Raw genomic sequence first — 25,388 nt, 5'->3', positions numbered from 1 at the left:
CATGACCACACCTCCCACCGCCCTGCTGCGTATGATCCACGCCCAGGCCGACGCCCTCGACCTCGTCGCCGACCAGGACGTGTCGGCCGCCGCCGAACGCCTCGGCGCCGCCCGCCGCGTCATCGTCGTCGGTACGGGAACCAGCCAGCACGCCGCCGAGCTCGGTGCGCTCCTCCTCGAACAGGCCGGGCTCGACGCCCGCTGGCACTCCGGCGCGCACGCCGCCCGCTGGGCCGCCGCACCCCGCGAGGGCGACGTCCTCCTGGTCATCACGCACACCGCCGAGACCGCCTACGCCGTACGCGCCAGGGCCGCGGCCCTCGCCCTGGGCGTCCCGGTGGTGTCCATCACGGGCCAGGACAAGGGCTGGCCGGAGGCGGTGGAGACCGTCACCGCGGAGGAGTCCGAGACGTACACCGTCAGCTACACCTCGGCGCTGGGTGTGCTCGCCCGCATGGCCCACCACCTGGGCGCCCCCGAAGGCTCGCCCGACCAGCTGCGGCAGACCGCCGAAGCGGTACGCGCCGTGTGCGCGGCCCCGGGCCTCGAAGAGGTCCCCGTACCCACCCGCATCCTCACCCTGATCGGCTGCGGCCCCTGGGGCGTCACCGCCCGCGAGGGCGCCCTGAAGATCCGCGAGGCCGCCCGGATGCTCGCCGAGGGCTTCGAGTCCGACCGCTTCCTGCACGGTGCGGCCGTTCCCCTCACGGCGGCCGACGGCCTCCTCGTACTCGAACCCGCCGCCGACGTGGACGGTCTGACCGCCGCTCTCGGCGAGGCCGCCGCCCAGGAATCCATCCCGGTCACCACGCTCGCCACAGACCCCGGCGCGCCCGCCCTCCCCCCGGTCCTCGCCCAGATCCCGCTGACCGTACGGCTCCAGCTCCTGGCCGAACGCTTCGCGGTGCTGCGCCACCAGGACCCGGACGTCGCGATCGTCGGCGCCTGGGCCGAGTCGGACCTGTGGGCCACGGGCCTGCCGGACGAGGCGGAGCGCGCGGCGGCCGCGAAGGCCGCGGAAGCAGCCGTGGCCGCGGAGGCAGCAGTGGCCGGGGAAGCCGCGGTGGCGGCCCGGTGAAGAGCCTCGGCTGGCGTGGCGCCCTCGTCCTGGCCGCACTGTGCTGGGGCGGCTCGGCGACCTTCACCAAGACGGCGCTCGGCTCCATGCAGCCGATGACCCTGCTGGCGGTCCAACTGGCCGCATCGGCAGTGGTGTTGTGGGCGGTTCTCCTCATCAGGGGAGGGCCGCTGCCCCGGCCCACCGTTCCACTGGTCCTGCTCGGCGTCCTCGAACCCGCCCTCTCCTACGCCTTCTTCACCTTCGGCCTGCTCCGTACGACGGCTTCCAACGCCTCCCTCCTCACCGCGCTGGAGTCCTTCTTCGCCATCGGCCTGGCCTGCCTCTTCCTGCGCGAACGCCTCACCGGCGGCCGGGTGGCCGCGCTGGTCCTGGCCCTCGCGGGGGTTCTCGCCCTGGAAGGGGGCGGGGGAGGATCCTTCGCACCCCGGCTGGGCGACGCGCTCGTCCTCATCGGGGTGCTCTGCGCGGCCACGTACGTCCTGCTGGCGTCCCGGGTGGCGGAAGAGGTCGACGCGCTCACCCTCACGGCGTACCAGTTCGGCTTCGCCCTGCTGTGTGTCCTCCCGATCGCGGTGACCCTCTGGATCACCGGCGTCGAAACCCCGCCGACCAGTGCGTCCCCGTCCGACTGGGGAGCAGCGGCACTCTCCGGCGTCGGCGGCTACGCGCTGAGCTTCCTGCTCTACCACTACGCGATCGCCTCGGTCACCCCCACCACGGCGGCCATGGTCCTCAACCTCATCCCGGTCTTCGGCCTGGCCTGCGCCGTGCTCTTCCTGGGCGAGGAGCTGACGGCCCCCCGTCTGATCGGCGCCGCGCTGATCCTGGCCGCGGTCGTCGCCTTCTCCCGCGAACCGGAACCGAAACAGGAGGAACACGAAGTGCCTCAGCACCCCGACCGGAACCGTCCGGTCGGGGCGGAGCGAGGCTGAGCGTCAGCGACCGGCCTTGCGCTTGTTCCAGATGTCGAAGCCGACGGCGGCCAGCAGGACCAGGCCCTTGATGACCTGCTGGTAGTCGGTGCCGATGCCGACCAGGGACATGCCGTTGTTGAGGACGCCGAGGACGAGGCCGCCGATCACGGCGCCCATGACCGTGCCGACGCCGCCGCTCATCGACGCACCGCCGATGAACGAGGCGGCGATCGCTTCGAGTTCGAAGTTGAGGCCGGCCTGCGGGGTGCCCGCGTTGAGGCGGGCCGCGTAGACGCAGCCCGCGAGGGCGGCCAGGACGCCCATGTTCACGAAGACCAGGAAGATGACCCGCTTGTCCTTGACGCCGGACAGCTTCGCCGCCGCCTTGTTGCCGCCGAGCGCGTACACATGGCGGCCGACGACCGCGTTGCGCATCACGTAACCCAGCCCGATCAGCAGCGCGCACATGATCAGCATCACCACGGGGACGCCGTGGAAGCTGGCGAGGGTGAGGGTGAACGCGATGACGGCCGCGGAGATCGCCACGCACTTGGTGACCCAGAGGCCGGTCGGCACGACTTCGAGCTCGTACGCCAACTGGCGCTTGCGGTCCCGGACTTCGCGCAGGATCAGCACGACCAGGGCGAGCAGCCCGAGCAGCAGGGTCGGGTTGTGGTACTGGGTGTACGGGCCCATCTCCGGGATGAAGCCCTTGGCGATGTTCTGGAAGCCCTCGGGGAAGGGGGCGAGGGACTGGCCTTCGAGGACGATCTGGGTCAGGCCGCGGAAGAGCAGCATTCCGGCGAGCGTGACGATGAAGGACGGGATGCCCACGTACGCGATGAAGAAGCCCTGCCAGGCGCCCGCGACCGCACCGATGAGGAGGGAGAGGACCAGGGCGAGCACCCAGGGCATGTCGTGCTTGACCATCATCACGGCGGACATCGCGCCGACGAAGGCGACCAGCGAACCGACCGAGAGGTCGATGTGGCCGGCGATGATGACGATCATCATGCCGATGGCCAGTATGAGGATGTAGCCGTTCTGCTGGATCAGGTTGGAGACGTTGTTGGGGAGCAGCAGCGTGCCGTCGGTCCAGATCTGGAAGAGGACGACGATGAAGAGCAGGGCGACGAGCATGCCGTACTGGCGCATGTTCGACCGCATGCTGTCGAGGAGCGCGGTGAGGGCCGCGGGGCGCGCGGGTGGCGGCTCGGCGGGCGAGTCCTTGTGGAGTGTGGTGGAGGTGGTCATGGGGGCCTCAGCTTCGGGTCATGGTCGTCGTCATCGGCTTGCGCGCGGCTGCTGCCGTCATGGGGCGGGGCGTTGTCATGGGGCGGGTCGCCGTCATGAGCGGGTCGCCGTCATGTGGCGCATCAGGGATTCCTGGGTGGCGTCCGCGCGGGCGACCTCACCGGTCAGCCGGCCTTCGGCCATCGTGTAGATCCGGTCGCACATGCCGAGGAGTTCGGGCAGCTCGGAGGAGATGAAGAGCACCGCCTTGCCCGCGGCGGCGAGCTTGTCGATCACCGTGTAGATCTCGAACTTCGCGCCGACGTCGATCCCGCGCGTCGGCTCGTCGAGGATCAGGACGTCGGGGTCGGCGTGGATCCACCGGCTCAGTACGACCTTCTGCTGGTTGCCGCCGGAGAGCCGCCCGACCTGCTCGAAGACCGTGGGGGTCTTGATGTTCATCGAGGTGCGGTAGCGCTCGGCGACCTGGCGTTCGTGGTGCTCGTCGACCACGCCGCGGCGCCGCATCCCGGGCAGGGAGGCGAGGGAGATGTTGCGGTTGATGTTGTCGATGAGGTTGAGGCCGTACTGCTTGCGGTCCTCGGTGACGTACGCCAGGCCCGCCGCGATCGCCGCCGGAACGGTGGCGACGTCCGCCTCCCGGCCGCCGACCTCGACCGTACCGGCGACGTACCGGCCGTAACTGCGCCCGAAGACGGACATCGCGAGCTCCGTGCGGCCGGCGCCCATCAGCCCCGCGATGCCGACGATCTCGCCCCGCCGGACGGTGAGGGAAACGTTGTCGACGACCTTGCGCTGCTGGTCCACCGGGTGGCGGACGGTCCAGCCGGAGACGGTGAGCGCGGTCGTGCCCGCGTCCTCGCCCGCGTACGGACTGCGCTCCGGGAAGCGGTGGTCCAGGTCGCGGCCGACCATGGAGCGGATGATCTGCTCCTCGGACAACTCGGGTGCCGCCTCCGGGGACTGACGTACCGTCAGGGACTCGATGGTGCGGCCGTCGCGGAGCACCGTCACCGTGTCCGCGACGGCCCGGATCTCGCCGAGCTTGTGCGAGATGATGATGCAGGCGATGCCCTGCTCGCGCAGTTCCAGGATCAGGTCGAGGAGCTTCGCGCTGTCGTCGTCGTTGAGGGCCGCCGTCGGCTCGTCGAGGATGAGGAGCTTCACCTCCTTGGCGAGGGCCTTGGCGATCTCCACGAGCTGCTGCTTGCCCACGCCGATGTCGGCGACCGGGGTCTGCGGCTTCTCGCGCAGGCCGACCCGCTTGAGGAGGCCGCTCGCCCGGCGCAGGGTGTCGTTCCAGTCGATGAACCCCCGCCTGCCGCCGGTCTGTTCATTGCCGAGGAAGATGTTCTCGGCGATGGAGAGATAGGGGACGAGCGCCAGTTCCTGGTGGATGATCACGATGCCGTGCTGCTCGCTGGCCCGGATGTCCCTGAACGCCACCGGCTCGTCCTCGAAGCGGATCTCGCCTTCGTACGAGCCGTGCGGGTGGACCCCGCTCAGTACCTTCATCAGCGTCGACTTCCCGGCGCCGTTCTCACCGCAGATCGCGTGGATCTCGGCGGCACGGACGGTCAGATTGACGTCGGAGAGTGCTTTGACGCCCGGGAAGGTCTTGGTGATGCCGCGCATCTCCAGTACGGCGCTCGCTGCCGCCGGGGCCGTCACTTGAGCTGTCCTGCTGTGAAGTACCCCTCGTCGACGAGGAGTTGGGTGTTCGACTTGTCGATGTTCACCGGCTTCAGCAGGTACGAAGGCACGGTCTTCCTGCCGTTGTTGTAGTCGGTGACGTTGTTGACCTGCGGCTTCTTGCCGTTCAGTGCGGCGTCCCCCATCGCCACCGCCTGCGCGGCCAGCTTCCGGGTGTCCTTGAAGACGGTCTGCGTCTGCTCGCCGCCGATGATGGACTTCACCGACGCCAGTTCCGCGTCCTGCCCGGTGATGACCGGCAGCGGTTGTGCCTTGGAGCCGTAACCAGCGCTCTTCAGCGCGGAGATGATGCCGATCGAGATGCCGTCGTACGGGGAGAGCACCGCGTCCACCCGCTGCTCGCCGTAGTTCTTGCTGATCAGGTCGTCCATCCGCTTCTGCGCGGTGCCGCCGTCCCATCCCAGGGTGGTTGCCTGGTTCATCTTGTTCTGCCCGCTGCGCACGACGAGTTGACCACTCGTCAGATACGGCTGGAGGACCTTGAGGGCGCCGCCCCAGAAGTACTTTGTGTTGTTGTCGTCGGGGGAGCCCGCGAACAGCTCGATCGAGTGCTTCTCGCGCTTCGCCGCCTCCTTCGACGGCTCGCCCAGCTTCAGTTTGTCGACGATGTACTGGCCTTGGAGCTCGCCGACCCGCGCGTTGTCGAAGGACGCGTAGTAGTCGACGTACGGGGAGCCCAGGATCAGCCGGTCGTAGCTGATCACCGGGATGCCCGCGTCGTGCGCGCGCTGGAGGACATCGGTGAGCGCCGAGCCGTCGACCGCGGCGACGACCAGGAGCCTGCGTCCCTTGGTGATCATGTTCTCGATCTGGGCGATCTGGCTCTCGGCCTTGTTGTCGCCGTACTGCAGATCGGTCTGGTACCCGGCATTCTCGAACTGTTTGGCCATGTTCTGACCGTCGGCGATCCAGCGCTCGGACGCCTTGGTCGGCATGGAGAGCCCGATCGTGCCGCCCTTGCCGGTGTCGGGCTTGTAGCGGCTGCCGCCCCTGGCCTCCTGGCCGCAGGCGGTGAGCGAGACGACGAGCAGGGCTGCCAGGGCGGCGCTGCTCAGGATGCGGGTGTGGCGCATGGGGTCAGTTCCCTTCCGGTACGTCGACTGCGTCTGTGGGGGCCTTGAGGGGTGCCTCTACGGGTACGGCGGCCGGTACGGCGAACCGCCGCAGCGCGCCCGGCAGCCGCGAGCCCAGCGGCGACATCCCGCCGCAGGCCCCGTGCCGGGCCAGCAGATCAAGCACCAGCCGCCCACGCCGTACCCGCTCACGGGCCGAGGCAAGCGCGGTGTCGCGCAATTGGGCGCCGTACGGGTAGATGCCGGGGGAGCGGCTCAGCCCGAACTTCAGGTACAGGGGCGCGCCGCGCCGGATCAGTTCGGCAGCCTCGTACATCCGGACGTAGCCGCCGAGGTCGTCCGGCGCCTCCACGTACATGTCCATCGGGGCGCGGCTGACCCGGCGGATCTCGGTGAGGTGGGCGAGGGTCAGGTCGGACGGTACGTTGAGGGAGTCAGCGCCGAGCTGCTCGTACACGGCGTACGAGGCCGGGTTGACCGGTCCGGTGAGCGCGGACAGCTTGAAGGTCACGTCGGCGGGGAGCACCCCGGCGGCGCGCATCCGGTGCAGGGTCCACAGCACGCCCTCGTCGGCGACGAGCAGACAGCGCACCCCCAACTCCGTTGCCCGCAGGGCGTCCTCGACGCACCCGGCGAGCGCGTCGTGGCCCCGGGCGCGCAGTCCGCCGCCGCCGGAATCCGTCCGGGTGGAGCCGCCGGTGTCCCAGGTGCCGCGCGGCCCGGTGAACAGGCACAGCTCGATGTCGCGCGCCGCGCACGCCCCGGCCATCTCGGTGATTTCGGCGTCCCTGAGCATCCAGACTCCGGAGCCCTGGCTGATCCGGTGCACGGGCACGTCGAGCCGCGCGCTCTCCTCCAGTACGACGGCGAGCGCCTCCGGGCCCTCGACCGACGGGACCTCGGTGCGCCAGGTGCCGCCGTCGGGGAAGGCGTGCGGAGAGGTGTCGGAGGGGTCGACGGCGGGGGAGGAGTGGCCGACCCGGGCGAGGGCTTCGGCGCCGGGGCGGCGGGGGGCGCTTGCGGTGAGGGGCATGGTGCTCCGTAGGTCATGTTCGATATTTCGGACGTTGTACGGGGGTGTTGGCGCGGAAGGAGCCGCGGTGCCCGACGCGTACGACCGGCCTACGACCGGCTTACGGCCGCAGCAGCACCTTCCCCGTCTGCGGATCTCCCGCGCCCACCAGCGCGATCGCCTCGGCGAACCGCTCCAGCGGGAACTCGTGCGTGATCAGCGGCGCCGGGTCGAGCAGTCCGGTGCCGAACGCCCGGACCGCGTCCGACCAGGCGGCGGACGGCGCCCCGAACACGCTGCGGATCTCCAGCTGACTGAGCGAGAGGTGCACCGGATCGATGCCGACCGCGCCCGGCGCGAACATCCCGGTGAGCACCACCCGCCCGCCCCGCCGGGCCAGCAGGCACGACGAGGCGGCGGTGGTCGGTGCGCCGGCCGTCTCCACCACCAGGTCGAAGTGCCCGTACGCCGACTCGGCCTCGTCCGGCGTCAGCGTCCGCACCGCACCGAACGCGCGCGCCTGCGCGCCGCGCGCCGTCCGGGGATCGATCACCGTCAGCCCGTCCGGCGACGACGCGGCGAGGAGCTGTACGGCGAGCAGTCCGAGGGTGCCCGCGCCGACCACCGCGACCCGCTCGCCGGGGCTCGGGCGCCCGGCCCGTACCGCGGCGGCGATCACGGCCGCGGGCTCCAGGAGGGCCGCCGCGCGCAGGTCCGCGCCGTCGTCCAGCAGGTGCAACAGCCGTACGGGAAGGGTGAGATGGTTCGCGAAGGCGCCGGGCTCGGTGAACCCGGTCTCCGCGTAGCCGCCCGTGCACAGGCTCGTCTCCCCGCACCGGCAGCGCGTGCAGGTGCCGCACGCCCTGAACCCCTCGGCGACGGTCTTCCGGCCGACCAGCGCCGGGTCCACGCCCGTACCGACCGCCTCGACGGTGCCGGACCACTCGTGGCCGGGGACCAGGGGGTAGCGGACGAAGCCCGGGTCGCGGTGGCCGTCGTACACCTCGCGGTCGCTCCTGCAGATCCCGGCGGCGGCCACCCTGACCAGGACCTCGCCGGGGCCGGGGTCGCTCGGCTCGACCTCTGCCAGCCGGTGCTGCCCCGGTGCGTCGACGACGAGCGTGCGGCTCGCTCGGGCACTCGCTCGGGCACTCGCTCGGGCACTCAGTCGGGCATTCACTCGGGCGCTCACTTGGGTGCCCTCTTCTCCCAGCCTTCGGCCCACAGGTCGAACCTGGCCCGCTGCTGCGGGAATTCGGCCGCCGCGTCCACGTCCAGCTCCACGCCGAGCCCCGGCGCGTGCGAGATCTCGAAGCAGCCGGTCTCCGGATCGACCTGCGGGGCGCCCTTGACGACCTTCTTGATGTCGGCGTCGGCGAAGTCGTTGAAGTGTTCCAGGATCTTGAAGTTCGGTGTGCAGGCGGCGAGTTGGAGGGAAGCGGCGGTGAGGACCGAGCCGCCGACGTTGTGCGGGGCGACCATGACGTAGTGCGTCTCGGCGGTCGCGGCGAGCTTGCGGGTCTCCAGGATGCCGCCGATGTGGCCGAGGTCGGGCTGGATGACGTCGGCGGCCTGCGACTCGAAGAGTTCCCGGAACTCGACGCGGTCGTGGATCCGCTCGCCCGTCGCGATCGGTACGTCCACCTTGCCCGCGACCTTCGCCAGGGCCTTCAGGTTCTCCGGCGGCACCGGCTCCTCCAGCCAGGCGGGGCGGAAGGGGGCCAGGTCCCTGGCGAGCCGCACCGCAGTGGACGGGCTGAACCGGCCGTGCATCTCCAGCATCAGTTCGGCGTCCGGGCCGATCGCGTCCCGCACCGCCTCGATCAGCGACACCGCGTACCGGCTCTGCCCGGCGTCCAGCTCGAAGTGCCCGGTCCCGAACGGGTCGATCTTCAGAGCCCGGTAGCCGCGCTGCAGCACCGCCCGCGCGGCCTCGTGGTAGGCCTCGGGGGTGCGCTCGGTGGTGTACCAGCCGTTGGCGTACGCCTTGACGCGGTCGGTGACCTTTCCGCCGAGCAGCTGCCAGACCGGGACGCCGAGCGCCTTGCCCTTGATGTCCCAGCAGGCCATTTCGACGACCGCGATGCCGGACATGACGATCTCGCCGGCCCGCCCGTAGTCGCCGTACTTCATCCGCCGGACGAGGTCCTCGACGTGGAACGGGTCGGAGCCGACGATGTGGTTCGCGGCGGCCTCGCCGAGGTAACCGGTCAGCGCGTCGGTGCGGCCGAGCATGCGGGTCTCGCCGACGCCGGTCAGGCCCTCGTCGGTGTGCACGAGGACGTATGTGAGGTTCCGCCAGGGGGTCCCGACGACATGGGTGGTGATTCCCGTGATGCGCACGGCAGTTGCTCCTCCTGAGCTGCTTGTCGCTCTTCGCGCTCGTTCGGTATTTCGGCACACGTTCGAAATCGTGGCGCGACGTTAGCCAGCGGGTCTGTGGGGTGTCAATGGTTATTGCGCGAACCTGTTGGATTCACGGCGTTGCCCGGTGAACGGGCCGACGGATAGCCTGCGTTCGCGATACCGGTCACTGACCGGAATCTCGAACAAGCAGCTCGCGGGTCTCTCGCGCGCATCCCGCACAGCGCATCCCGCACAGCGCACAGCGCATCCGGAGAAAGAGGGTGGAGGGCCATGGGGCGCCACGTTCCCGCAGTGACCAGGGCACTGGACATACTCGAACTGTTCCTGGAGGGCGACTCCACGCTGACCGCCCCCGACATCACCCGCAGGCTCGGGCTGCCCCGCACCACCGTGCACGAACTCGTCACCACGCTCGCCGCCCGCAACTACCTGGTGGCCGTGGCCGAACAGCCAGGGCGCTACCGACTGGGCGTCCGCAACCACCAGTTGGGCAGCCGGTACGCCGAACAGCTCGACCTCGCGGCCGAGGGACAGCGGGTCGCCCGCGAGGTCGCCGAGACCTGCGACGAGACCGTCCACGTCGCCGTCCTCGAAGACGCCGACGTCATCTACATCGCCAAGGTCGACTCCACGCACGCCGTCCGCATGGTCTCCGCGGCCGGCCGCAGACTCCCCGCGCACTGCACCTCCGTGGGCAAGATGCTGCTCGCCTCCCTGCCGGAGGGCGAACTCCGCGCCCGTATCGACGGCCGCGAACTCGCCGCCATGACCCCGCACAGCATCACCGACCCCAAGGCCCTGCACCGGGCCCTGACAGGCATCAGGGCGCGCGGTCTCGCCGCCGAGCACCGTGAGTCCAACCCCGACGTCAGCTGTGTCGCCGCCCCCGTGCGCGACCACACCGGCCGGGTCGTCGCCGCGCTGTCAGTGTCGGTCCCGATGATCCGCTGGACCGAGGAACGGGAAGCGGAACTGGGCGAGTTGGCCACCAAGGGCGCGGCGGACCTGTCGCTGCGGCTGGGGCACCGGGGCGGCGGGCGGCACGCATGAGGGCCGAGAGCGCCGGGCGGGCGGAAATAGCGGTACGGGAGCGGGCCGCGCTCGGCGAGGGCCCCACCTGGGACCCGGCGGCGGGGCGCCTGATCTGGGTGGACATCCGCGGCTCCCGCGTCCACACGTACGCACCCGGAACCGGCCGCCGCACCGTCATGGCCACCGAACAGCACGTCGGCGCCGCGAAGCCGCGGCACGGCGGCGGCCTGGTGGTCAACCTCCGGGACGGCGTGGGCAGTTACGACCCGGACGGCACGTTCCGCTGGCTGCACCACGACCCGGTGCCCGGCCGTCGCGGCAACGACGCGGCGGTGGCCCCCGACGGCTCGCTCTGGGCGGGCACCATGCGTGACGACGAGGCGCCCGGCGGCGGCCACCTCGTCCGGATCGGCCCCGGCGCGGCCGAACCCACCGTGCTCTTCGACGCCGTGACCGTCAGCAACGGCATCGGCTGGAGCCCGGAAGGACACCGCGTGTACTACGTCGACAGCCCCACCCGCCGCATCGACGTCTGCGACCTTGTCGACCAACTACCGGTGCACAGACGTCCGTTCGCGGAGATCGAAAACGGCGCGGGCTTCCCCGACGGCCTCACCGTCGACGCCGAAGGCTGCGTCTGGGTCGCCCTCTGGGACGGCGGCCGGATCCGCCGCTACACCCCGGACGGCCGCCTCGACCGTACGATCCGCCTCCCCGTCCCGCGTCCCACCGCCTGCGCGTTCGGCGGCCGGGACCTGCGCGACCTCTACGTCACCACGGCCCGTACCCGCCGACCAGGCCAGCACCCGTACGAGGGCTCCCTGCTGGTGGTGCCGGACGCGGGACAGGGACTGCCGGCCCCGGCCTTCGGACGGCCGGCCGCCTGACCCTGCTGGCCAGTCCTCCCGCCTAGCCCTCCCGCCTAGCCCTCCCGGCGGCCGTCGACCGTGCGCGGGAGGCCCAGCGGGTTGTTCTCGCGGAGTTCGGGCGGGAGGAGGGCTTCGGGGGTGTTCTGGTACGCGACCGGGCGCAGCCAGCGCTCGGCGGCGGTGGAGCCGACCGAGGTGGAGGTGGAGGTGGTGGCCGGGTAGGGGCCGCCGTGGTGCTGGGCCGGGGCGACCGCGACGCCGGTGGGCCAGGCGTTGACCAGGATGCGGCCGGCCAGGGGGGTGAGGCGGGCGACGAGGTCCGTACCGCCGTCCGCACCCGACGTCTCTCCGGACGCTTCAGCGGTGGAGACGTGCAGGGTGGCGGTGAGGTTGCCGGGGAGACGGGCCAGCAGGGCCTCCGCCTCGGACGCGTCCGCGTACCGGGCGACGACGGTGACCGGGCCGAAGCACTCCTCCAGGAGGAGTGCGTACGGGCCGTCCTCCTGGAGGAGCGGGGCGACGGGGACGGTCAGGAACCCGGGCGCGACAGTGTGCTCGCTGCCGGGTCCCGGCGCCAACGGGGCCTCCACATAGGGGAGTTGGGTGCGGGCGGCGACGCCTGCGAGGAAGCTGTCACGCATGCGGTGGTCGAGCATGACGCCCGCGTCGACGTCCGCGAGGGACTGGCCGAGCGCCTTGACGAGCTGGTCGCCCGCCGCGCCCGCCGGGGCCAGTACGAGTCCCGGCTTCACGCAGAACTGGCCCACGCCCATCGTCATCGACGCGGCAAGACCGGAACCGATCTCCTCCGGCCGCTCGGCCGCGGCCGCCTCCGTCACCCACACCGGGTTGAGGGAGCCGAGTTCACCGTGGAAGGGGATGGGCACGGGGCGGGCCGCCGCAGCGTCGAAGAGCGCGCGCCCGCCCCGTACCGAACCCGTGAAACCGGCGGCGGCGACCAGCGGGTGCTCGACCAGTGCGACACCGGCGTCGAAGCCGTGGACGAGACCGACGACGCCCTCCGGGATGCCGTGCTCGGCCGCTGCCCTGCGCAGGGCGGCCGCGGCCAGTTCCGAGGTGGCCGGGTGGTCGGGGTGGGCCTTGACCACGACCGGGCAGCCCGCGGCGAGCGCGCTCGCGGTGTCGCCGCCGGCCACCGAGAAGGCGAAGGGGAAGTTGGAGGCGGAGTAGACGGCGACGACGCCGAGGGGGATCTTGTAGCGGCGTAGGTCCGGGACGGGCGGGGTGGCGGAGGCGTCCGGGTGGCTGATGATGACGTCGAGGAAGGCGCCGTCGTCGACGGTGTCGGCGAAGGACCTCAACTGGTAGCAGGTACGGGCGAGTTCGCCGGTCAGCCGGGTTGCGCCGAGGGCGGTCTCGGCGTCGGCGGTCGCGATGAACTCGTCCCGCCCCCGCTCCAGTTGGTCGGCCGCGGAGCGGAGGAAGGCGGCGCGCAGGGTCCGGTCCGCGAGCGCACCGCGTGCGGCGTGCGCGGCCCGGACGGCCGCGTCGACGACCTCGGGAGCGGCCTCCACCCCGACCTGCTCGCGCTGTTCGCCGGTCCGGGGATCGATGCTCCACACGGGGCTCGACGCGGGGCTCGACGCGGGCACTGCGGGTATGGCTGACACCGTGGCCTCTCCTGCTTCCTCTGCGATGCGTGTCCGAAATATCGAACTACGTTCACCATTTCGGATCTTGAGATGGTGGCGGCAGATTAGGCACGCGTGAGAAGGCCGGTCAAGGGCGTGGCACTACAGCAGGCCCCGCTCCATCGCCCGCAGGACCGCCGCCGTGCGGTCCGAGACCGACAGCTTCTTGAACGTGCGCAGCAGGTGCGTCTTCACCGTCGCCTCCCCGATGAACAGCCGTCGCCCGACGTCCGCATTGGTCAGTCCCTCGCCGACCAGGCGCAGCACCTCGCGTTCGCGCTCCGAGAGGAGAGGGGCCTCCACCGCCCGTGCGCGGAAGAGCTTCGGGGCGAGGGAGGGGGTCAGAACCGTTTCGCCGCGGGCCGCCGCGAGGACCGCCCGCACCAGGTCGGCCCTGGAGGTTCCCTTGAGGAGGTAGCCCGCCGCACCCGCCTCCACCGCGCGCAGGATGTCCGCGTCGTCCTCGTACGTGGTGACGATGACGACCTTGGTGCGGGGCGACTCCCGCAGGATCAGGCCGGTCGCGGCGACCCCGTCCATGCCGCCCATCCGCAGGTCGAGCAGGACGACGTCCGGCACGAGGCGGGCGGCCAGCAGCACCGCCTCCTCGCCGGAGCCCGCCTGGCCGACGACGCGGATGCCGTCGGCCGATTCGAGGATGGCGGACAGGCCCTCCCGTACGACGGGGTGATCGTCGGCGAGCAGGACCTCGACCGTGGAATCCGTACGGTCCTCAGGCACTGGCGGTCTCCGTGTTCGGTACTGCCGCCGGTTCCAGCGGCAGCGTCACTGTGATGGTGGTGCCCCGACCGGGGCGGCTGTCGACCGTCGCCGTGCCGCCGACCTGCTCGGCGCGGGCCCGCATTCCGGGCAGGCCGTGGCCGTCCTGCGGGTGGTGGGCGGCGAATCCCCTGCCGTCGTCGCGGACGGTGAGGCGGACGGAGTCCTCGGCGTACGACACGAGCACGTCCACCCGGTGGGCCGGATCCGCGTGCTTGCGTACGTTCGCGAGTGCCTCCTGCGCCGTGCGCAGCAGCACCACACTGGTGGCGGTGGGAAGCGGCCGGTCCGCCCCTTCGGACGTGCACCGCACGTCCAACCCGGTCTCGGCGGCGAGGAGTTGGGCCTGTCGGCGTACCGCCTGGAGCAGCGAGCTCTCCCGCAGGGACGGGGGAGCGAGGGCGGTGACGAAGTGCCGGGCCTCGGCCAGGCTCTCGCGGGCCACCCGGGCGGTCAGGTCGAGGTGCTCGCGGGCGAGTTCGGGGTGCTCCACGACCTCCGCGTCGGCTGCCTGGACGAGGCTGACGATGCTCGTCAGGCTCTGCGCCACGGTGTCGTGGATCTCCCTGGCCAGCCGTTCGCGCTCGGCGGCGACCCCGGCTTCGTGCGAGAGCCGGGAGACCTGCTCGCGGCTGCGCCGCAGTTCGCCGATCAACTCGGCCCGTTCGGCGCTCTGCTGGACGACCCGGGTGATCCACAGGGTGAGCAGTACGGAGAGGGTGAGGCCGAGCAGGGAGATCGGCAGCATCGCCAGTACGTCCGGGTCGAACGCGCCCCCGTGCAGCCGGACCACGGCGCACGGCCACAGGTTGGCGAGCGTGCTGAGCGCGACGGCCGGGCGCAGCGGCAGGCTCATCATCAGCATGGGGACCACCGCGAACAGGGCGAAGGAACTCGTCAGGTCGAAGAGGCCGGCCACGGCGAAGAGGAGGGTGAGGACGAGGGAGAAGGCGGCGGGGCGCCACCCCTGGGTCCGAGGGGGCCGATGGGTCCGGTAGGTCATCAGTGGTCGGCCGAGGAACGCGTACCAGGGGACGATCGCCGTCAGCGCCCCGAGTGCGGCGAAGCGGTGTGCGGCCGGTCCGCCGGACGCGAGGAGGAGCAGGGCCGCGGTGACGAGGTAGGAGACGGCGAAGAGCCCGTCCCAGAGGGTGAGCCAGCCGGTCCCGGTCTCCTCGGGGCGCGGGGTGTGGGCGTCGCGAGCTGCTGTTCGGCCTGGTGGCGGCTGGTCCGCCGGAACGTGAGAGTGCACGGTTCATTCTCACTGTCCGTCCACCGGTCGGTGGACAGCCCGTTCCACCGGCCGGTGGGACCGCGTGCCCGCCCCCGTACCTACGTTGGTGGGAGAAGGCTGATGGTTCGAGCGGCGGGGGAACAGAAGTGGTGAGCCGGGACGTGCGGGACGGGCATGCGGGGCAGGGTGAGTGGAGACTGCGGGCGCCCCGGCACCGTGTCGAAAGCCGGGCGGTCGGCTGGTGGACGCTCCAGGCGGCGGTCATCGCGCTGCCGACCCCGCTCGTCCTCGGCCTGCTCCATCTCCTCATTCCGCCCGCGCGGTTCGTCCTCGGCTGGGTCTTCCTCGGCACGCTCGTCCCCGCCCTCGCCTACGTGGTGGTGATGCCCAACTGGCGCTACCGCGTGCACCGTTGGGAGACCACGGATGCTGCCGTCTACGCGGCGTCGGGGTGGTTCTGGCAGCGCTGGCGGGTGGTGCCGCTGTCCCGGATCCAGACCGTCGACACCGTACGGGGACCGCTCCAGCAGCTGTTCCGGCTGTCCGGGGTCACCGTGACCAGTGCCTCCGCCTCCGGCGCCGTGAAGATCAACGGTCTTGACCGCAGGACCGCAGTCGACCTGGTCGAGCAGCTGACCCGCGCCACCCAGGCCGTACCGGGGGACGCCACGTGAGTACGGCACAGGGGCGACTGCGCTCCGACACGGGCTGGCAACGGCTCAACCCCCGGCTGCTGCTGGTGAACCTGAGCGTGCTGGCCGCCCCGGCGGCCACCTGCGCCGCGACCTTCCTGCTCACCGGCGGCGACCCCGGCCTGCAGGTCCTCATCGCCCTCGGCTCGTTCCTCCTCACCGGGCTGGTCGTCGCCACCCTCAGCGTGCTGCGGCTGCTCACCACCCGCTACCGGCTCACCGGCGACGACCGGCTGGAGGTCCGCACCGGTCTGCTCCTGCGCGGTCGCCGTTCCGTGCCTGTCGACCGCATCCGCTCCATCGACCTGACCGCGAACCCGTTGCACCGTCTCTTCGGCCTCACCTCCCTGGTGATCGGCACCGGCGGCGCGACGGGCGCGGGCAGCCTCTCCCTCGACGGCCTCAGCACGGCGGACGCCGCGTACGTACGCACCGAACTCGTCGAACGGCGCCGCCGGGCGGCGAACGGACCGCACCGCGCAGGGCACCCCGACGACGGCCCCCTCGCCGCACTCGACTGGGCCTGGCTGCGCTACGCGCCCCTCACCGTCTGGGGCGTCGGCGGAGTGTTCGCCGCCGTCGGCACCGCCTACCGGACCCTCCACGAGATGAAGGTCGACCCCCTCCAACTCGGTCCGGTGAAGGACCTGTTCGCGTACGTCGAAGCCCGCTTCGGCTCCCTTCCTCTCTGGTTCGGAATCCTGCTCGCTGTGCTGGCCGTCGTCGCGATCGGCGTCGTCGGATCGACCGCCACCTTCATTGAGGGGTGGGGCGGATACCGGCTGGAACGCGCGGAAGGCGGCCTGCTCCGGGTCCGGCGCGGGCTGCTGATCACGAGGTCCGTCAGCCTGGAGGAGAGCCGGCTGCGCGGCGTCGAACTCGCCGAGCCGATGCTGCTGCGCCTCGCGGGCGGCGCACGCCTCAACGCGGTGGCGAGCGGCCTCGGCGACGCGGAGGAGAACCGCAGCCGCAGCCGTCTCACTCCGCCCGTCCCCCTCGCGGAGGCGCACCGGGTCGCCGTCGAGGTCCTGCCCGGTCGGGTGCCGCCGCTCACCCGTGCCCTCGTTCCGCACCCAAGGGCCGCCCTGCCCCGCCGGGTCCGCCGCGCCCTCGCCGTCGTGGTGCTGACGGCGCTGCTCCTGATCGTTCCCGGCCTCTGGCTCTCGTCGGCCCTCGTCCACGCGGGGTGGATCACCGGCCTCGTACTGCTGCCGTTCGCTCTCGCCCACGCGTACGACGCCTGGCGCAGCCTCGGCCATGCCGTCGACAGCCGGTACCTGATCAGCCGCTCCGGCACCTTCGTCCGCCGTACGGTCGCGCTCCAGCGGGACGGGATCATCGGCTGGTCCGTCTCCCGCTCACCCGCCCAGCGCCGGGCGGGGCTCCTCACGCTGGCGGCCACCACGGCGGCGGGCACCGGCTCGTACAGGGTCCGGGATGTGGGCGTCTCCACGGGTCTGGCCCTTGCCGAGGAGGCCGTGCCCGAACTCCTCGCTCCGTTCCTCGAACGGGTGCCGGTCGAATCTCGAACGGGTGCCAGGTGAGTAGACAGTGTCTACGCCCGGCTGGTAGACACTGTCCATGCCTATGCCACCACCTCCCTCCCTGCGGGAGCGCTTGATCGACGCCGGCGCGGAACTCGTGGCGACCGGCGGCACCGCCTCGCTCGGCCTGCGGGAGATCGCCCGCCGTGCGGGCGTGTCGCACGGGGCGCCGCGCCGGTACTTCCCCACGCACCACGCACTCCTCTCGGCGATCGCCCAGCGGGGGTTCGAGGAGCTCGGAGCCCGGTTCGACGAGGCGGTGGCCTCGACGGACCCGCCGCGGGCCCGACTGGGCGCGCTGGGGCGGGCGTACGTCGGCTACGCGCTGGAGCACCGCGGCATGTTCGAGCTGATGTTCCGGCACGACCTGCTCGACAGCGAGGTGCACGCGGCGGCGGAGCGGCAGCCGCGGCTCCGGGAGTCCACCCTGCCGCTGATGGCGACCGTCGTGGACCTCGTCACCGAGTGCCGCGCGGACGAAAAGGGCCGGCCGGAGCCGGCGGTGACGGCTGCCGCCCTCTGGGCCAACCTGCACGGGACCGCTCAGCTCTGGACCTGGGGGAGCCTCCAACTGGCCCTCGACGACACCTCCTCGACCCGGCTCGACGAGCTCGTCGCGGCAGTCCTGGACGCCCACCTCGGACCGGCGGGCACCGCATGACGACCACTGCTACGACGACTACAGCTACGACCGCCACTGCCACGACGGTGCCCGGCAGCCGTACGACCCGTCGCCTCGCCCTCCTCGTCAGCGTGGTCGGCGCCATGGTCGTCGCGCTCGACGGCACCGTTCTGCTCGTCGCCCAGCCCGCCCTGCAGCGCGACTTCGGTGCGAGCACCGCGCAGATCCAGTGGACCAGTACCGCCTACCTGCTCGCCGTGGCCGCCCTGCTCGTCGTCGCGGGACGTCTCGGCGACCGGTACGGGCACACGCGGCTGATCCTGGTCGGCGTACTCGGCTTCGCCGCCGCCTCCGCCGGCATCGCACTGGCGCCGGACATCCAGTGGGTGATCGGACTGCGCGCCCTGCAAGGGGTGTTCGGCGCACTGCTGCAGCCCGCGACCCTCGCCCTGCTGCGGCTGGTGTACCCGGCGGACCGGCTCGGCGGGCCGGTGGCCCTGCGTACCAGCGCGATCGGGGCGGCGGCCGCGGCGGGCCCGCTCCTCGGAGGGGTCCTGGTCTCGCACTTCGGCTGGCAGGCCGTGTTCTGGATCAACGTTCCGGTGGCGCTCGCCCTCGCGGCCCTCGCCTGCGCGGTACGGGTCCCGGCCCTGCCGCCCGCCGGGCCGCAGCGGCTCGACCTCACCGGTGCGGCGCTGCTCGCGACCGCGCTCGCGGTCCTGGTGCACACCCTGTCCGGGGTGCCGGAGCACGGCTGGGCCGCGCCGCCGACCTGGCTCGGGCTCGCGGCCGCTGTCGCGGTCGCGGCCGGGTTCGCCGTTCACGAACGCCGTGCCGCGTACCCGATCGTGCCCTCTGCGGTGGCGCGTTCGGTGCCGGTGACCGCGTCGATGGTGATGCTGCTGGTGACGGGCGGAGCCATGTTCGGGGCGCTGTTCGCGACCACGTTCTACCTCCAGGACGTACGGGGCCTGGATCCGCTCGCCAGCGGGCTGCGCGTCATGCCGCTGACCGTGTTCATGGTGCTCGGCGCACCCGTGGCGGGCGGGGCGCTGCGCCGGTACGGGCCGCGCCGCACGGCGGTCGTCGGTGTCGTACTCGTCGCCCTCGCGCTGGCGGCCCTGGCCGGGCTCGACCCGATCGGGGCGTGGGCGGCGGCCGGAGCGGCCTTCGCGGCGCTGGGCGCGGGGTTCGCGACCGTGATGGTCACCGCCACCGGGACCGTCGTCGGCGACGCCCCGCCCGGGTACGCCGGGGTCGTCGGCGGCCTGAAGCAGACCGCCATGAACATCGGCCCGACCTTCGGCATCGCCGTCGCCGCGGGCCTGATGCCGCCGAGGCTCTCGCCCGTGTGGGACCCGTCGGCACCGGCCCCTTCGGCACCCACCCTGCTGGTCCTCGCCGGACTCGCCGCCCTCGGTCTGGTCCCGGCGCTCCTGCTGCCGGGCCGCCTACCCGACCGCTCGCCCGGTCGCCGCCCGGCGGAGGAGGTCGCGGGTGCGCCCAAGTCAGCCGGTGTGCAAGGGTGTTGAGCATGACCAAGACACCCGACGGACGTACCATGCCGCCCCTGCACACCGACGAACGCACCATGCTGGAAGCCTGGTTGGACTTCCACCGCGACACCCTCGCCCTGAAGTGCGAGGGCCTGGACGACACGCAGGCGCGGCTGGCTTCGGTGCCGCCGTCGGCGATGACGATGCTGGGACTGGTCCGGCATCTGGCGAGGGTCGAACGCAACTGGTTCCAGGGGGTGTTCGCGGACCTGGGTGTACCCGTGGAGGAGGTGACGGGACAGGACGCCGGCTTCGCCATCGAAGACGTTCCGGAGGGCGACGCCAAGTCCGGTGCTCTGGCTGCGGCGCTGTCCGAGTGGCGGGAGGCCGTCGCCCTCGGCCGTTCGCTGATCGCCGACGCGGCCCTCGAAGACTCCGGCACCTTCTCGCGGGAGGACGCCGAGGCCGTCGGGAGCGACACCGTGTCCCTCCGCTGGATCCTGGTCCACATGATCGAGGAGTACGCCCGCCACAACGGCCACGCGGACCTCATCAGGGAAGTCATCGACGGCACGACGGGCCCCTGATCCCGCTCGGCGGTCAGGTCCTAACGCGCGAACGGGCCGTCCAGCGCTGCCCATTGCAGCAGCATGATGGTCTTCGCGTCCGCGATCCCGCCGGTGCGGACGTGGTGCAGGGCCTCCCGGAAGGGGAGCTCGACGACCGTGATGTCCTCGCCCTCGGCTGCCACTCCGCCGCCCGCCGAGGTGGCGGTGGAGGGGCCGTAGGGGGCGGCGAAGAAGTGCAGGCGTTCGGTGACCGAGCCCGGACTCATGAAGGCCTCGAAGACGCGCTCCGGGGTGCCGACCGTGTGGCCGGTCTCCTCCGCGGCCTCGCGGCGGATCGCCTCCTCGGGGCTGTGGCCGTCGAGCAGCCCCGCGGCCGCCTCGACGAGCATGCCGTCCGGGTGCCCGTTGACGTACGCGGGCAGCCGGAACTGGCGGGTGAGGAGCACCGTCGCGCGTGCGGGGTCGTACAGGAGGATCGTCGCGCCGTCGCCGCGGTCGTACGTCTCGCGCTGCTCGCGGCTCCAACTGCCGTCGCTGCGGCGGTGGTCGAAGGTCGTCTTGCGCAGGACGTACCAGTCGCAGGCGAGTACTTCGACGTCGCGGATCCGGATGTCCGGATTGCCGGTGAGGTCGCGGCCGTGCGTGTCGAGGGCGGTGCGGCCGCGGCGGTCGGGGACGTCGATACCGGGCGTGCCGGGCGTGCCGGAGGCGAGGGGGGTGCCGGAGGTGCGGGGAGTGCCGGGGGAGCCGGAGGTGCCGGGCGCGGGTGTGCTCATCGGTGGGCCGCCGGAATCTCGTCGAGGGCGGTGTAGATCGCCGCACCCTGTGACCGCGCCTGCGCCACCATGCGGTCCGCGCCCTCGGACGGGCCGCCGATCCGCAGTACCGCGTCGCAGCGGGCCAGCAGGCGCTCCGCCACCGGGTGGAAGATCTCGTCGTACAGGGCGTCGCCGGGTCCGGAACTGCCCGCCGTCTCCAGCAGTGGCAGCGCCAACGCCTCGCCGGTGACCGGGAGATGACCGGCGCGGAAGAGGGTGAGCGCGGTCTCGTTCATCGCGGTGACGTTCGCGTGGAGTTTGGCGGGGTCGTCCCCCGTGCCGGATCTGTACGGTCCTGCGACCAGAATCATGAGTGGCCGGGAGGTCTGGTTCATGTGGTCAATTCCTTTTGTCCGTAGGGGAGTTCAGGCCAGATGAATATGCACGCCCGCGTCCCGCAGCGCCGACAGGGTCTGCGGGCCGTGCGGATGCGTGGCGGGGTCCTCGGCGGCGGTGTCGGTGACGAAGGTGTGCACCGCGTCCGGCGGGGCGACCCGGCTGAACGAACGCACCCCGAGCTTCGTCGCGTCCGCGACCGCCACGGTGCGCGCCGACTGGGCGAGAGCGGCCTGTTTGACCGCCGCGTCGTCGAGTGAGAACTCCGACCAGCCGTGCTCGCCGTGCACCCCGCCGATGGACATCACGAAGCAGTCGAAGGCGAGGGATTCGAGGGTACGGAGCGCCAGCGGGCCCACCAGCGACCGCTCGCCGGGGCGTGAGCGCCCGCCGACCACCAGCAGGTCGATGCCCGGCCGGTCGGCGAGCCGTACCGCCGTCTGGAGGCTGAGCACCGCGACCGTCAGCGGCGCCCGCGCCGCCAGGTGCTCGGCGACGTGGACGGTGGTCGTCCCCGCGTCGAGCAGCACCCGCGAACCCGGTTCGACCAGCTCGGCGACCGCCCTGCCCAGCCGGTCCTTGGTCGCCGACTGCCACGGCTCCCGCGCCACGAACCCGGCACCCTCCTCGCGCGAGCGCGTGGCGACCGCGCCGCCGTGCACCCGCTTCACCAGTCCCTGGCGTTCCAGCTCGGCCAGGTCGCGGCGCACGGTCATGTCGGAGACCCCGAGGCGGTGTGCGAGCTCGGACACGGAGACCCGGTCGGAGCCCTGCACGAGGCGCAGGGTCAGGTCGAGACGATTGGCTACTCCCATGCCTCCATATTCACACAGATCTGTTCGAATGAACATCACGGTGTGAGTTTGAGGCATCGGAAGTGGCCAAGGGGAGGGGCTTATTCCTGCGCGTTTGTGTGCGGGGATCGCGGGTAAGGCCGCCACTTCTGTGGAGTTCCTGTGTCAACGTGTGGGCTTCCGGTGGCCAATGGGGCTGCCGTGAAACGACGTTCCCTGGGGGGAAGTTGATGCAGCACCAGCAGCAGGAGCCGAGGCATGCCCGGATACGGGCGAGACGCACACTGGGCGTGGCCCTCGCGGTACTCGCCCTCGGCGCGGGCGCGGTCCCCGCGATGGCGGCCGACCGGGCCGACCGGGCGGGCAAGCCCGTACCCCCGCCCGTGCCGAAGTCCTCGGTGTGGGGGAAGAAGGACGCGCCGAAGCTGGCGCTCCCGCCGGTGCGGGTCGGCAAGAACAAGCGCGTCGCGCCCCAGGCCGAGGCCGCCCCCTCGAAGGCCAGGGCCGCCTGGCGCGCCGAGCAGAAGCAGCGCGCGCACTCCTCGCAGAAGGCCCGCGCGGCAGCCCTCGCCGCCGACCCGGTGCCCGCCGACCCCGCGCCCGCCCCCTTCGTTCCCGAGGGCCAGGGCGCCGTCCCGTGGCACCGGACCTCCGACTTCCGGATCACCGACTCGCTCGCGGGAACCGTCGACCACTCCTCCGGCAACCTGCTGCTGACCGGCACGGACTTCGACCTCGCGGGCGTCGGCCAGCGGCTCAAGGTCACCCGGACCTACAACTCCCTCGACGCCCCCTGGGGCAAGGTCTCGCAGCGCTGGTGGCAGGGCTGGGAGCGGTACGCGCAGATCACCGACACCGAGGTCGTCGTGTACGACGCCACGGGCGCGGCGGTGCGCTTCGCGAAGCAGCCGGACGGCGCGTACACCACCCCCGCCGGTTACTCCCGCGACCTGGTGAAGAACGCCGACAACACGTACACCGTCACCGACCGCGCGACCGGGTCCAAGGACACGTACAGCGAGTACGGCACCCTCACCAAGGTCACCGACCGCAACAACGGCACCGTCACCGTCGCCCAGCACGACGAGGGCCCCGAGCACAAGGGCTTCAAGCTGACCGAGACCCGCACCGGGCGCTCCGTCGACCTCGTCAAGGTCAGCGCCGTGCAGTGGACGGCCAAGGACCACACGGGACGCACCGCCACCTTCGACCTGAACGCGGCGGGCGACCTCCTCAAGACCACGGACACCGCGGGCAACGCGACGGAGTTCGAGTACGACGCCGCGCACCGCGTCACCCGGATCACCACCCCCGAGGGCCGCGTCACCAACTTCACGTACGACGAGAAGAACCGCGTCACCTCGATGCAGCGGGCGACCTCCTTCAACGGCACGGGCCACGTCGGCCCGACGTACACCTACGCGTACGCGGCCGGGAAGACGACGGTCACCGACCCCGAACTCCACACCACCGTCTACGAGTTGGACGCCGCGGGTGCGGTGCTCAAGACCACCGACGGGCTCGGTCACACCCGTACGACGGCGTACGACGCCAACCGCAACGTCAAGACGGCGACGGACGCACTGGGCACCGCCACCACGCCCGGCAACGTCACGACGTACGGCTGGGACGCCCGCAACAACCCCACCTCCTCCAGGCTTCCCACCGGCGCGACCGCGCTGACCGGCGACTGGGCGACGAAGGCGGGCATGGACGTGCCCGGCACGCGGCAGACACCCGACGGCGAGAAGGCCACGTACACCTACGACGCGGCGGGCAACACCGAGTCGGTGACCGTGGCGGGCGCGGGCGGCGGCACCCAGAAGTTCGGCCGCAACAAGACCGCCCCCGCCTGCGGCGGCTTCGAGGGCCAGCTGTGCGAGGTCACCGACGCGCGCGGCAAGGTCACCAAGTACACGTACGACGCGCAGGGCAACCTCACCGAGGTCGCACCGCCCGCCCCGCTCGGCAAGACCGTCTACACGTACGACGAGGCGGGCCGCGTCGAGACCGTCGTCGACGGCCGCGGGGTCAAGAGCGTCTACTCCTACGACGGCCGCGACCGCGTCACCGAGGTCTCCTCCACCAGCACCACCGTCACCTACCACTACGACTGGGACGGCAACCTCAGCCGCCGCACCGACGACGGCGGCGACATCCGCTACCGCTTCGACGCGCTGTCGCGGGAGACGATCCGCACCCTCCAGGACGGCTCCCAGACCGAGTTGACGTACACGGCCGCGGGCAACGTCGACACGTACAAGGACCCGGCCGGACTGACGGACTACAGCTACGACGCGGCCAACCGCCTCGTCGCCCTCAAGGACCCGTCGGGCAAGTCGACTTCGTACGACTACAACGCCAACGACCTTCGTACGAAGACCACTTACCCCGGCGGTACGGTCCAGGAGGTCGTGCCGGACGCCTCGGGGCGCCCCGTCCAGGTCAAGGCGGCGTCGCCGACGGGCGCCCAGACCGGCTTCACGTACACCTACGACCACCTGGTGGGGCAGGTGAAGACGGACGGCACCAGGATCCGCACGGCGGTGGACGCGGTGACGGGCATCAAGTCGGCCTACGAGTACGACAGCGCGGGCCGCTTCTCCTACTCCACCGAGACCAAGGGCGCCGCGGTCGCCGCGACCTACCAGTACTGCTACGACGCGGCCGGCAACCTCACCTCGCAGGGCAGCGTCAAGGGCTGCCCTTCGGGCATCGCCCTGACCTACAACGACGCCTCGCAGCTGATCTCCCGCGCCGGTTCGACGACCGGGTGGGGCTACGACAAGGCGGGCAACGAGACGGCCGGCGCGAGCGGCGCGGAGCGCGCCCGTACGGCCGGAGTCTGGTCGGACCACTCGCAGCAGACGGCGGTGACGGTGGCCGGCAAGACGTACAACGGCCTCTACGGCTCCACCGACCAGTCCGAGCGGCTCTTCCTCGGTGACACCACCTTCCACAACGGGCCGCTGGGCCTCGCGGGGAAGACCGACCCGACCGGCGACACCGGCTTCCACCGGGAGCCCGGCGGCGCGCTCAACTCCTTCACGGCGGGCGGCAAGACGTACTACTACCTGTACGACGCGCTCGGCTCGGTGACGGCAGTCGTCGACGGGGCGGGCACGAAGGTCAACCAGTACCGCTACAGCCCGCGCGGGGTGGACGGCGTCTTCACCGAGAAGGTCCCCCAGCCGTACCGCTTCGCGGGCGGCTACCAGGACCCGACCGGCCTCTACCACCTGGGCACCCGCTACTACGACCCGCGCATCGGCCGCTTCACGTCGCCGGACGTGTCGGGGCAGGCGAAGAACCCGTACCTGTACGCGGAGGGCGACCCGGTGAACCGGATCGACCCGGCGGGGACGGGGACCGGTGAGACGCCGATCGGCGGGATCGGCGGAGCCGACGGGACCAGCGGGATCAGTGGGATCGGCGGGACCGGTGGGACCGGCGGGATCAACGGGGGGTCGATTCCGCGGATCGGCTGATCCTGGGCGGGCCCCGCTGACACGGGGCCGCCGCTGAACGGGACCGTG

General features: G+C 71.8%; 22 protein-coding genes. 10 read left to right on the top strand and 12 right to left on the bottom strand.

Annotation, left to right across the window (positions count from 1 at the left end; genetic code table 11):
• Position 1: 1 nt before the first annotated feature.
• A complete protein-coding gene (locus ACH4SP_RS00940) occupies positions 2–1,078 on the top strand; it encodes an SIS domain-containing protein (protein ID WP_398408041.1) in 1,077 nt (358 codons plus the stop codon).
• On the top strand, positions 1,075–2,013 hold the full coding sequence (locus ACH4SP_RS00935) for a DMT family transporter (RefSeq protein WP_398408040.1): 939 nt from the start codon (positions 1,075–1,077) through the stop codon (positions 2,011–2,013). Before ACH4SP_RS00940 ends, ACH4SP_RS00935 begins: the two co-directional genes overlap by 4 nt.
• Positions 2,014–2,016: 3 nt before the next feature.
• Here ACH4SP_RS00935 and mmsB read toward each other — a convergent pair whose 3' ends face one another.
• The 6 genes from mmsB to ACH4SP_RS00905 form a co-directional block, all read right to left on the bottom strand.
• On the bottom strand, positions 2,017–3,249 hold the full coding sequence (gene mmsB, locus ACH4SP_RS00930) for a multiple monosaccharide ABC transporter permease (RefSeq protein WP_398408039.1): 1,233 nt from the start codon (positions 3,247–3,249) through the stop codon (positions 2,017–2,019).
• A gap of 93 nt (positions 3,250–3,342) precedes the next feature.
• Positions 3,343–4,884 carry a multiple monosaccharide ABC transporter ATP-binding protein gene (mmsA, locus tag ACH4SP_RS00925; protein ID WP_398409462.1) on the bottom strand — a complete coding sequence of 514 codons (1,542 nt, stop codon included), beginning with the start codon at positions 4,882–4,884 and terminating at the stop codon, positions 3,343–3,345.
• A 32-nt stretch (positions 4,885–4,916) separates the two neighbouring features.
• Complete coding sequence (gene chvE, locus ACH4SP_RS00920) at positions 4,917–6,035, bottom strand: multiple monosaccharide ABC transporter substrate-binding protein (protein WP_398408038.1); 1,119 nt, start codon at positions 6,033–6,035, stop codon at positions 4,917–4,919.
• A 4-nt stretch (positions 6,036–6,039) separates the two neighbouring features.
• The gene (locus tag ACH4SP_RS00915) at positions 6,040–7,068 is read right to left on the bottom strand and encodes a hypothetical protein (protein WP_398408037.1); all 1,029 of its coding nucleotides are present in this window, start codon (positions 7,066–7,068) and stop codon (positions 6,040–6,042) included.
• A gap of 100 nt (positions 7,069–7,168) precedes the next feature.
• Positions 7,169–8,227, bottom strand: coding sequence for a zinc-binding dehydrogenase (locus ACH4SP_RS00910; RefSeq protein WP_398408035.1), 1,059 nt, complete (start codon positions 8,225–8,227; stop codon positions 7,169–7,171).
• An 8-nt stretch (positions 8,228–8,235) separates the two neighbouring features.
• Positions 8,236–9,390, bottom strand: a complete 1,155-nt coding sequence (locus tag ACH4SP_RS00905) for a mandelate racemase/muconate lactonizing enzyme family protein (RefSeq protein WP_398408034.1) — start codon at positions 9,388–9,390, stop codon at positions 8,236–8,238.
• Between the two features lie 294 nt (positions 9,391–9,684).
• Between ACH4SP_RS00905 and ACH4SP_RS00900 the strand changes: the two genes are divergently transcribed.
• Positions 9,685–10,464, top strand: coding sequence for an IclR family transcriptional regulator (locus ACH4SP_RS00900; RefSeq protein ID WP_398408033.1), 780 nt, complete (start codon positions 9,685–9,687; stop codon positions 10,462–10,464).
• Positions 10,461–11,333, top strand: coding sequence for an SMP-30/gluconolactonase/LRE family protein (locus tag ACH4SP_RS00895; RefSeq protein ID WP_398408032.1), 873 nt, complete (start codon positions 10,461–10,463; stop codon positions 11,331–11,333). The genes ACH4SP_RS00900 and ACH4SP_RS00895 overlap by 4 nt, the downstream gene beginning before the upstream one ends.
• Before the next feature lie 35 nt (positions 11,334–11,368).
• Here the strand turns inward: ACH4SP_RS00895 and ACH4SP_RS00890 are convergent, their stop codons facing one another.
• The 3 genes from ACH4SP_RS00890 to ACH4SP_RS00880 form a co-directional block, all read right to left on the bottom strand.
• Positions 11,369–12,946: an aldehyde dehydrogenase (NADP(+)) gene (locus ACH4SP_RS00890; RefSeq protein WP_398408031.1), complete on the bottom strand. Its 1,578-nt coding sequence runs from the start codon at positions 12,944–12,946 to the stop codon at positions 11,369–11,371.
• Between the two features lie 123 nt (positions 12,947–13,069).
• Entirely contained in the window at positions 13,070–13,708 is a 639-nt protein-coding gene (locus tag ACH4SP_RS00885) for a response regulator (RefSeq protein ID WP_398408030.1), read from the bottom strand.
• Entirely contained in the window at positions 13,701–14,999 is a 1,299-nt protein-coding gene (locus ACH4SP_RS00880) for a sensor histidine kinase (RefSeq protein ID WP_398408029.1), read from the bottom strand. The genes ACH4SP_RS00885 and ACH4SP_RS00880 overlap by 8 nt, the downstream gene beginning before the upstream one ends.
• A gap of 131 nt (positions 15,000–15,130) precedes the next feature.
• Here ACH4SP_RS00880 and ACH4SP_RS00875 point away from each other — a divergent pair, with 131 nt between their 5' ends.
• The 5 genes from ACH4SP_RS00875 to ACH4SP_RS00855 all read left to right on the top strand — a co-directional run bounded on the left by ACH4SP_RS00875 (position 15,131) and on the right by ACH4SP_RS00855 (position 19,922).
• On the top strand, positions 15,131–15,655 hold the full coding sequence (locus ACH4SP_RS00875; protein WP_398408028.1) for a PH domain-containing protein: 525 nt from the start codon (positions 15,131–15,133) through the stop codon (positions 15,653–15,655).
• Complete coding sequence (locus ACH4SP_RS00870) at positions 15,652–17,217, top strand: PH domain-containing protein (RefSeq protein WP_398408027.1); 1,566 nt, start codon at positions 15,652–15,654, stop codon at positions 17,215–17,217. The genes ACH4SP_RS00875 and ACH4SP_RS00870 overlap by 4 nt, the downstream gene beginning before the upstream one ends.
• A gap of 43 nt (positions 17,218–17,260) precedes the next feature.
• Positions 17,261–17,878, top strand: coding sequence for a TetR/AcrR family transcriptional regulator (locus ACH4SP_RS00865; RefSeq protein ID WP_398409459.1), 618 nt, complete (start codon positions 17,261–17,263; stop codon positions 17,876–17,878).
• 104 nt (positions 17,879–17,982) lie between these two features.
• Positions 17,983–19,371: an MFS transporter gene (locus tag ACH4SP_RS00860; protein WP_398409457.1), complete on the top strand. Its 1,389-nt coding sequence runs from the start codon at positions 17,983–17,985 to the stop codon at positions 19,369–19,371.
• Positions 19,372–19,373: 2 nt separating this feature from the next.
• Complete coding sequence (locus tag ACH4SP_RS00855; RefSeq protein ID WP_398408026.1) at positions 19,374–19,922, top strand: DinB family protein; 549 nt, start codon at positions 19,374–19,376, stop codon at positions 19,920–19,922.
• A gap of 20 nt (positions 19,923–19,942) precedes the next feature.
• Here the strand turns inward: ACH4SP_RS00855 and ACH4SP_RS00850 are convergent, their stop codons facing one another.
• From ACH4SP_RS00850 to ACH4SP_RS00840, 3 genes are read right to left on the bottom strand one after another with little or no spacing between them, the layout of a single operon-like run.
• A complete protein-coding gene (locus ACH4SP_RS00850; protein WP_398408025.1) occupies positions 19,943–20,680 on the bottom strand; it encodes an NUDIX domain-containing protein in 738 nt (245 codons plus the stop codon).
• Positions 20,677–21,057 (bottom strand): DUF4406 domain-containing protein, encoded by a 381-nt coding sequence (locus ACH4SP_RS00845; RefSeq protein ID WP_398408024.1) that lies wholly within the window; start codon positions 21,055–21,057, stop codon positions 20,677–20,679. The genes ACH4SP_RS00850 and ACH4SP_RS00845 overlap by 4 nt, the downstream gene beginning before the upstream one ends.
• A gap of 30 nt (positions 21,058–21,087) precedes the next feature.
• Positions 21,088–21,873, bottom strand: coding sequence for a DeoR/GlpR family DNA-binding transcription regulator (locus ACH4SP_RS00840; RefSeq protein ID WP_398408023.1), 786 nt, complete (start codon positions 21,871–21,873; stop codon positions 21,088–21,090).
• 209 nt (positions 21,874–22,082) lie between these two features.
• Between ACH4SP_RS00840 and ACH4SP_RS00835 the strand changes: the two genes are divergently transcribed.
• Positions 22,083–25,340 (top strand): RHS repeat-associated core domain-containing protein, encoded by a 3,258-nt coding sequence (locus tag ACH4SP_RS00835; protein WP_398408022.1) that lies wholly within the window; start codon positions 22,083–22,085, stop codon positions 25,338–25,340.
• The last annotated feature ends 48 nt before the right edge of the window (positions 25,341–25,388 follow it).

Origin of the sequence: Streptomyces sp. NPDC021093, from assembly GCF_044333135.1 — a bacterium.
Taxonomy (GTDB): Bacteria; Actinomycetota; Actinomycetes; order Streptomycetales; family Streptomycetaceae; genus Streptomyces.
Note: the sequence above shows the minus strand (reverse complement) of the source record. Positions and strands in the feature narration are given on the sequence as shown.

Coding starts and splice junctions, on each gene's coding strand:
- ACH4SP_RS00900 (WP_398408033.1), top strand. CDS start 9,685: ATGGGGCGCCACGTTCCCGCAGTGACCAGGGCACTGGACATACTCGAA.
- ACH4SP_RS00940 (WP_398408041.1), top strand. CDS start 2: ATGACCACACCTCCCACCGCCCTGCTGCGTATGATCCACGCCCAGGCC.
- ACH4SP_RS00840 (WP_398408023.1), bottom strand. CDS start 21,873: ATGGGAGTAGCCAATCGTCTCGACCTGACCCTGCGCCTCGTGCAGGGC.
- ACH4SP_RS00845 (WP_398408024.1), bottom strand. CDS start 21,057: ATGAACCAGACCTCCCGGCCACTCATGATTCTGGTCGCAGGACCGTAC.
- ACH4SP_RS00915 (WP_398408037.1), bottom strand. CDS start 7,068: ATGCCCCTCACCGCAAGCGCCCCCCGCCGCCCCGGCGCCGAAGCCCTC.
- ACH4SP_RS00860 (WP_398409457.1), top strand. CDS start 17,983: ATGGTCGTCGCGCTCGACGGCACCGTTCTGCTCGTCGCCCAGCCCGCC.
- ACH4SP_RS00850 (WP_398408025.1), bottom strand. CDS start 20,680: ATGAGCACACCCGCGCCCGGCACCTCCGGCTCCCCCGGCACTCCCCGC.
- ACH4SP_RS00855 (WP_398408026.1), top strand. CDS start 19,374: ATGACCAAGACACCCGACGGACGTACCATGCCGCCCCTGCACACCGAC.
- ACH4SP_RS00865 (WP_398409459.1), top strand. CDS start 17,261: ATGCCACCACCTCCCTCCCTGCGGGAGCGCTTGATCGACGCCGGCGCG.
- chvE (WP_398408038.1), bottom strand. CDS start 6,035: ATGCGCCACACCCGCATCCTGAGCAGCGCCGCCCTGGCAGCCCTGCTC.
- mmsA (WP_398409462.1), bottom strand. CDS start 4,884: ATGCGCGGCATCACCAAGACCTTCCCGGGCGTCAAAGCACTCTCCGAC.
- ACH4SP_RS00895 (WP_398408032.1), top strand. CDS start 10,461: ATGAGGGCCGAGAGCGCCGGGCGGGCGGAAATAGCGGTACGGGAGCGG.
- mmsB (WP_398408039.1), bottom strand. CDS start 3,249: ATGACCACCTCCACCACACTCCACAAGGACTCGCCCGCCGAGCCGCCA.
- ACH4SP_RS00835 (WP_398408022.1), top strand. CDS start 22,083: ATGCAGCACCAGCAGCAGGAGCCGAGGCATGCCCGGATACGGGCGAGA.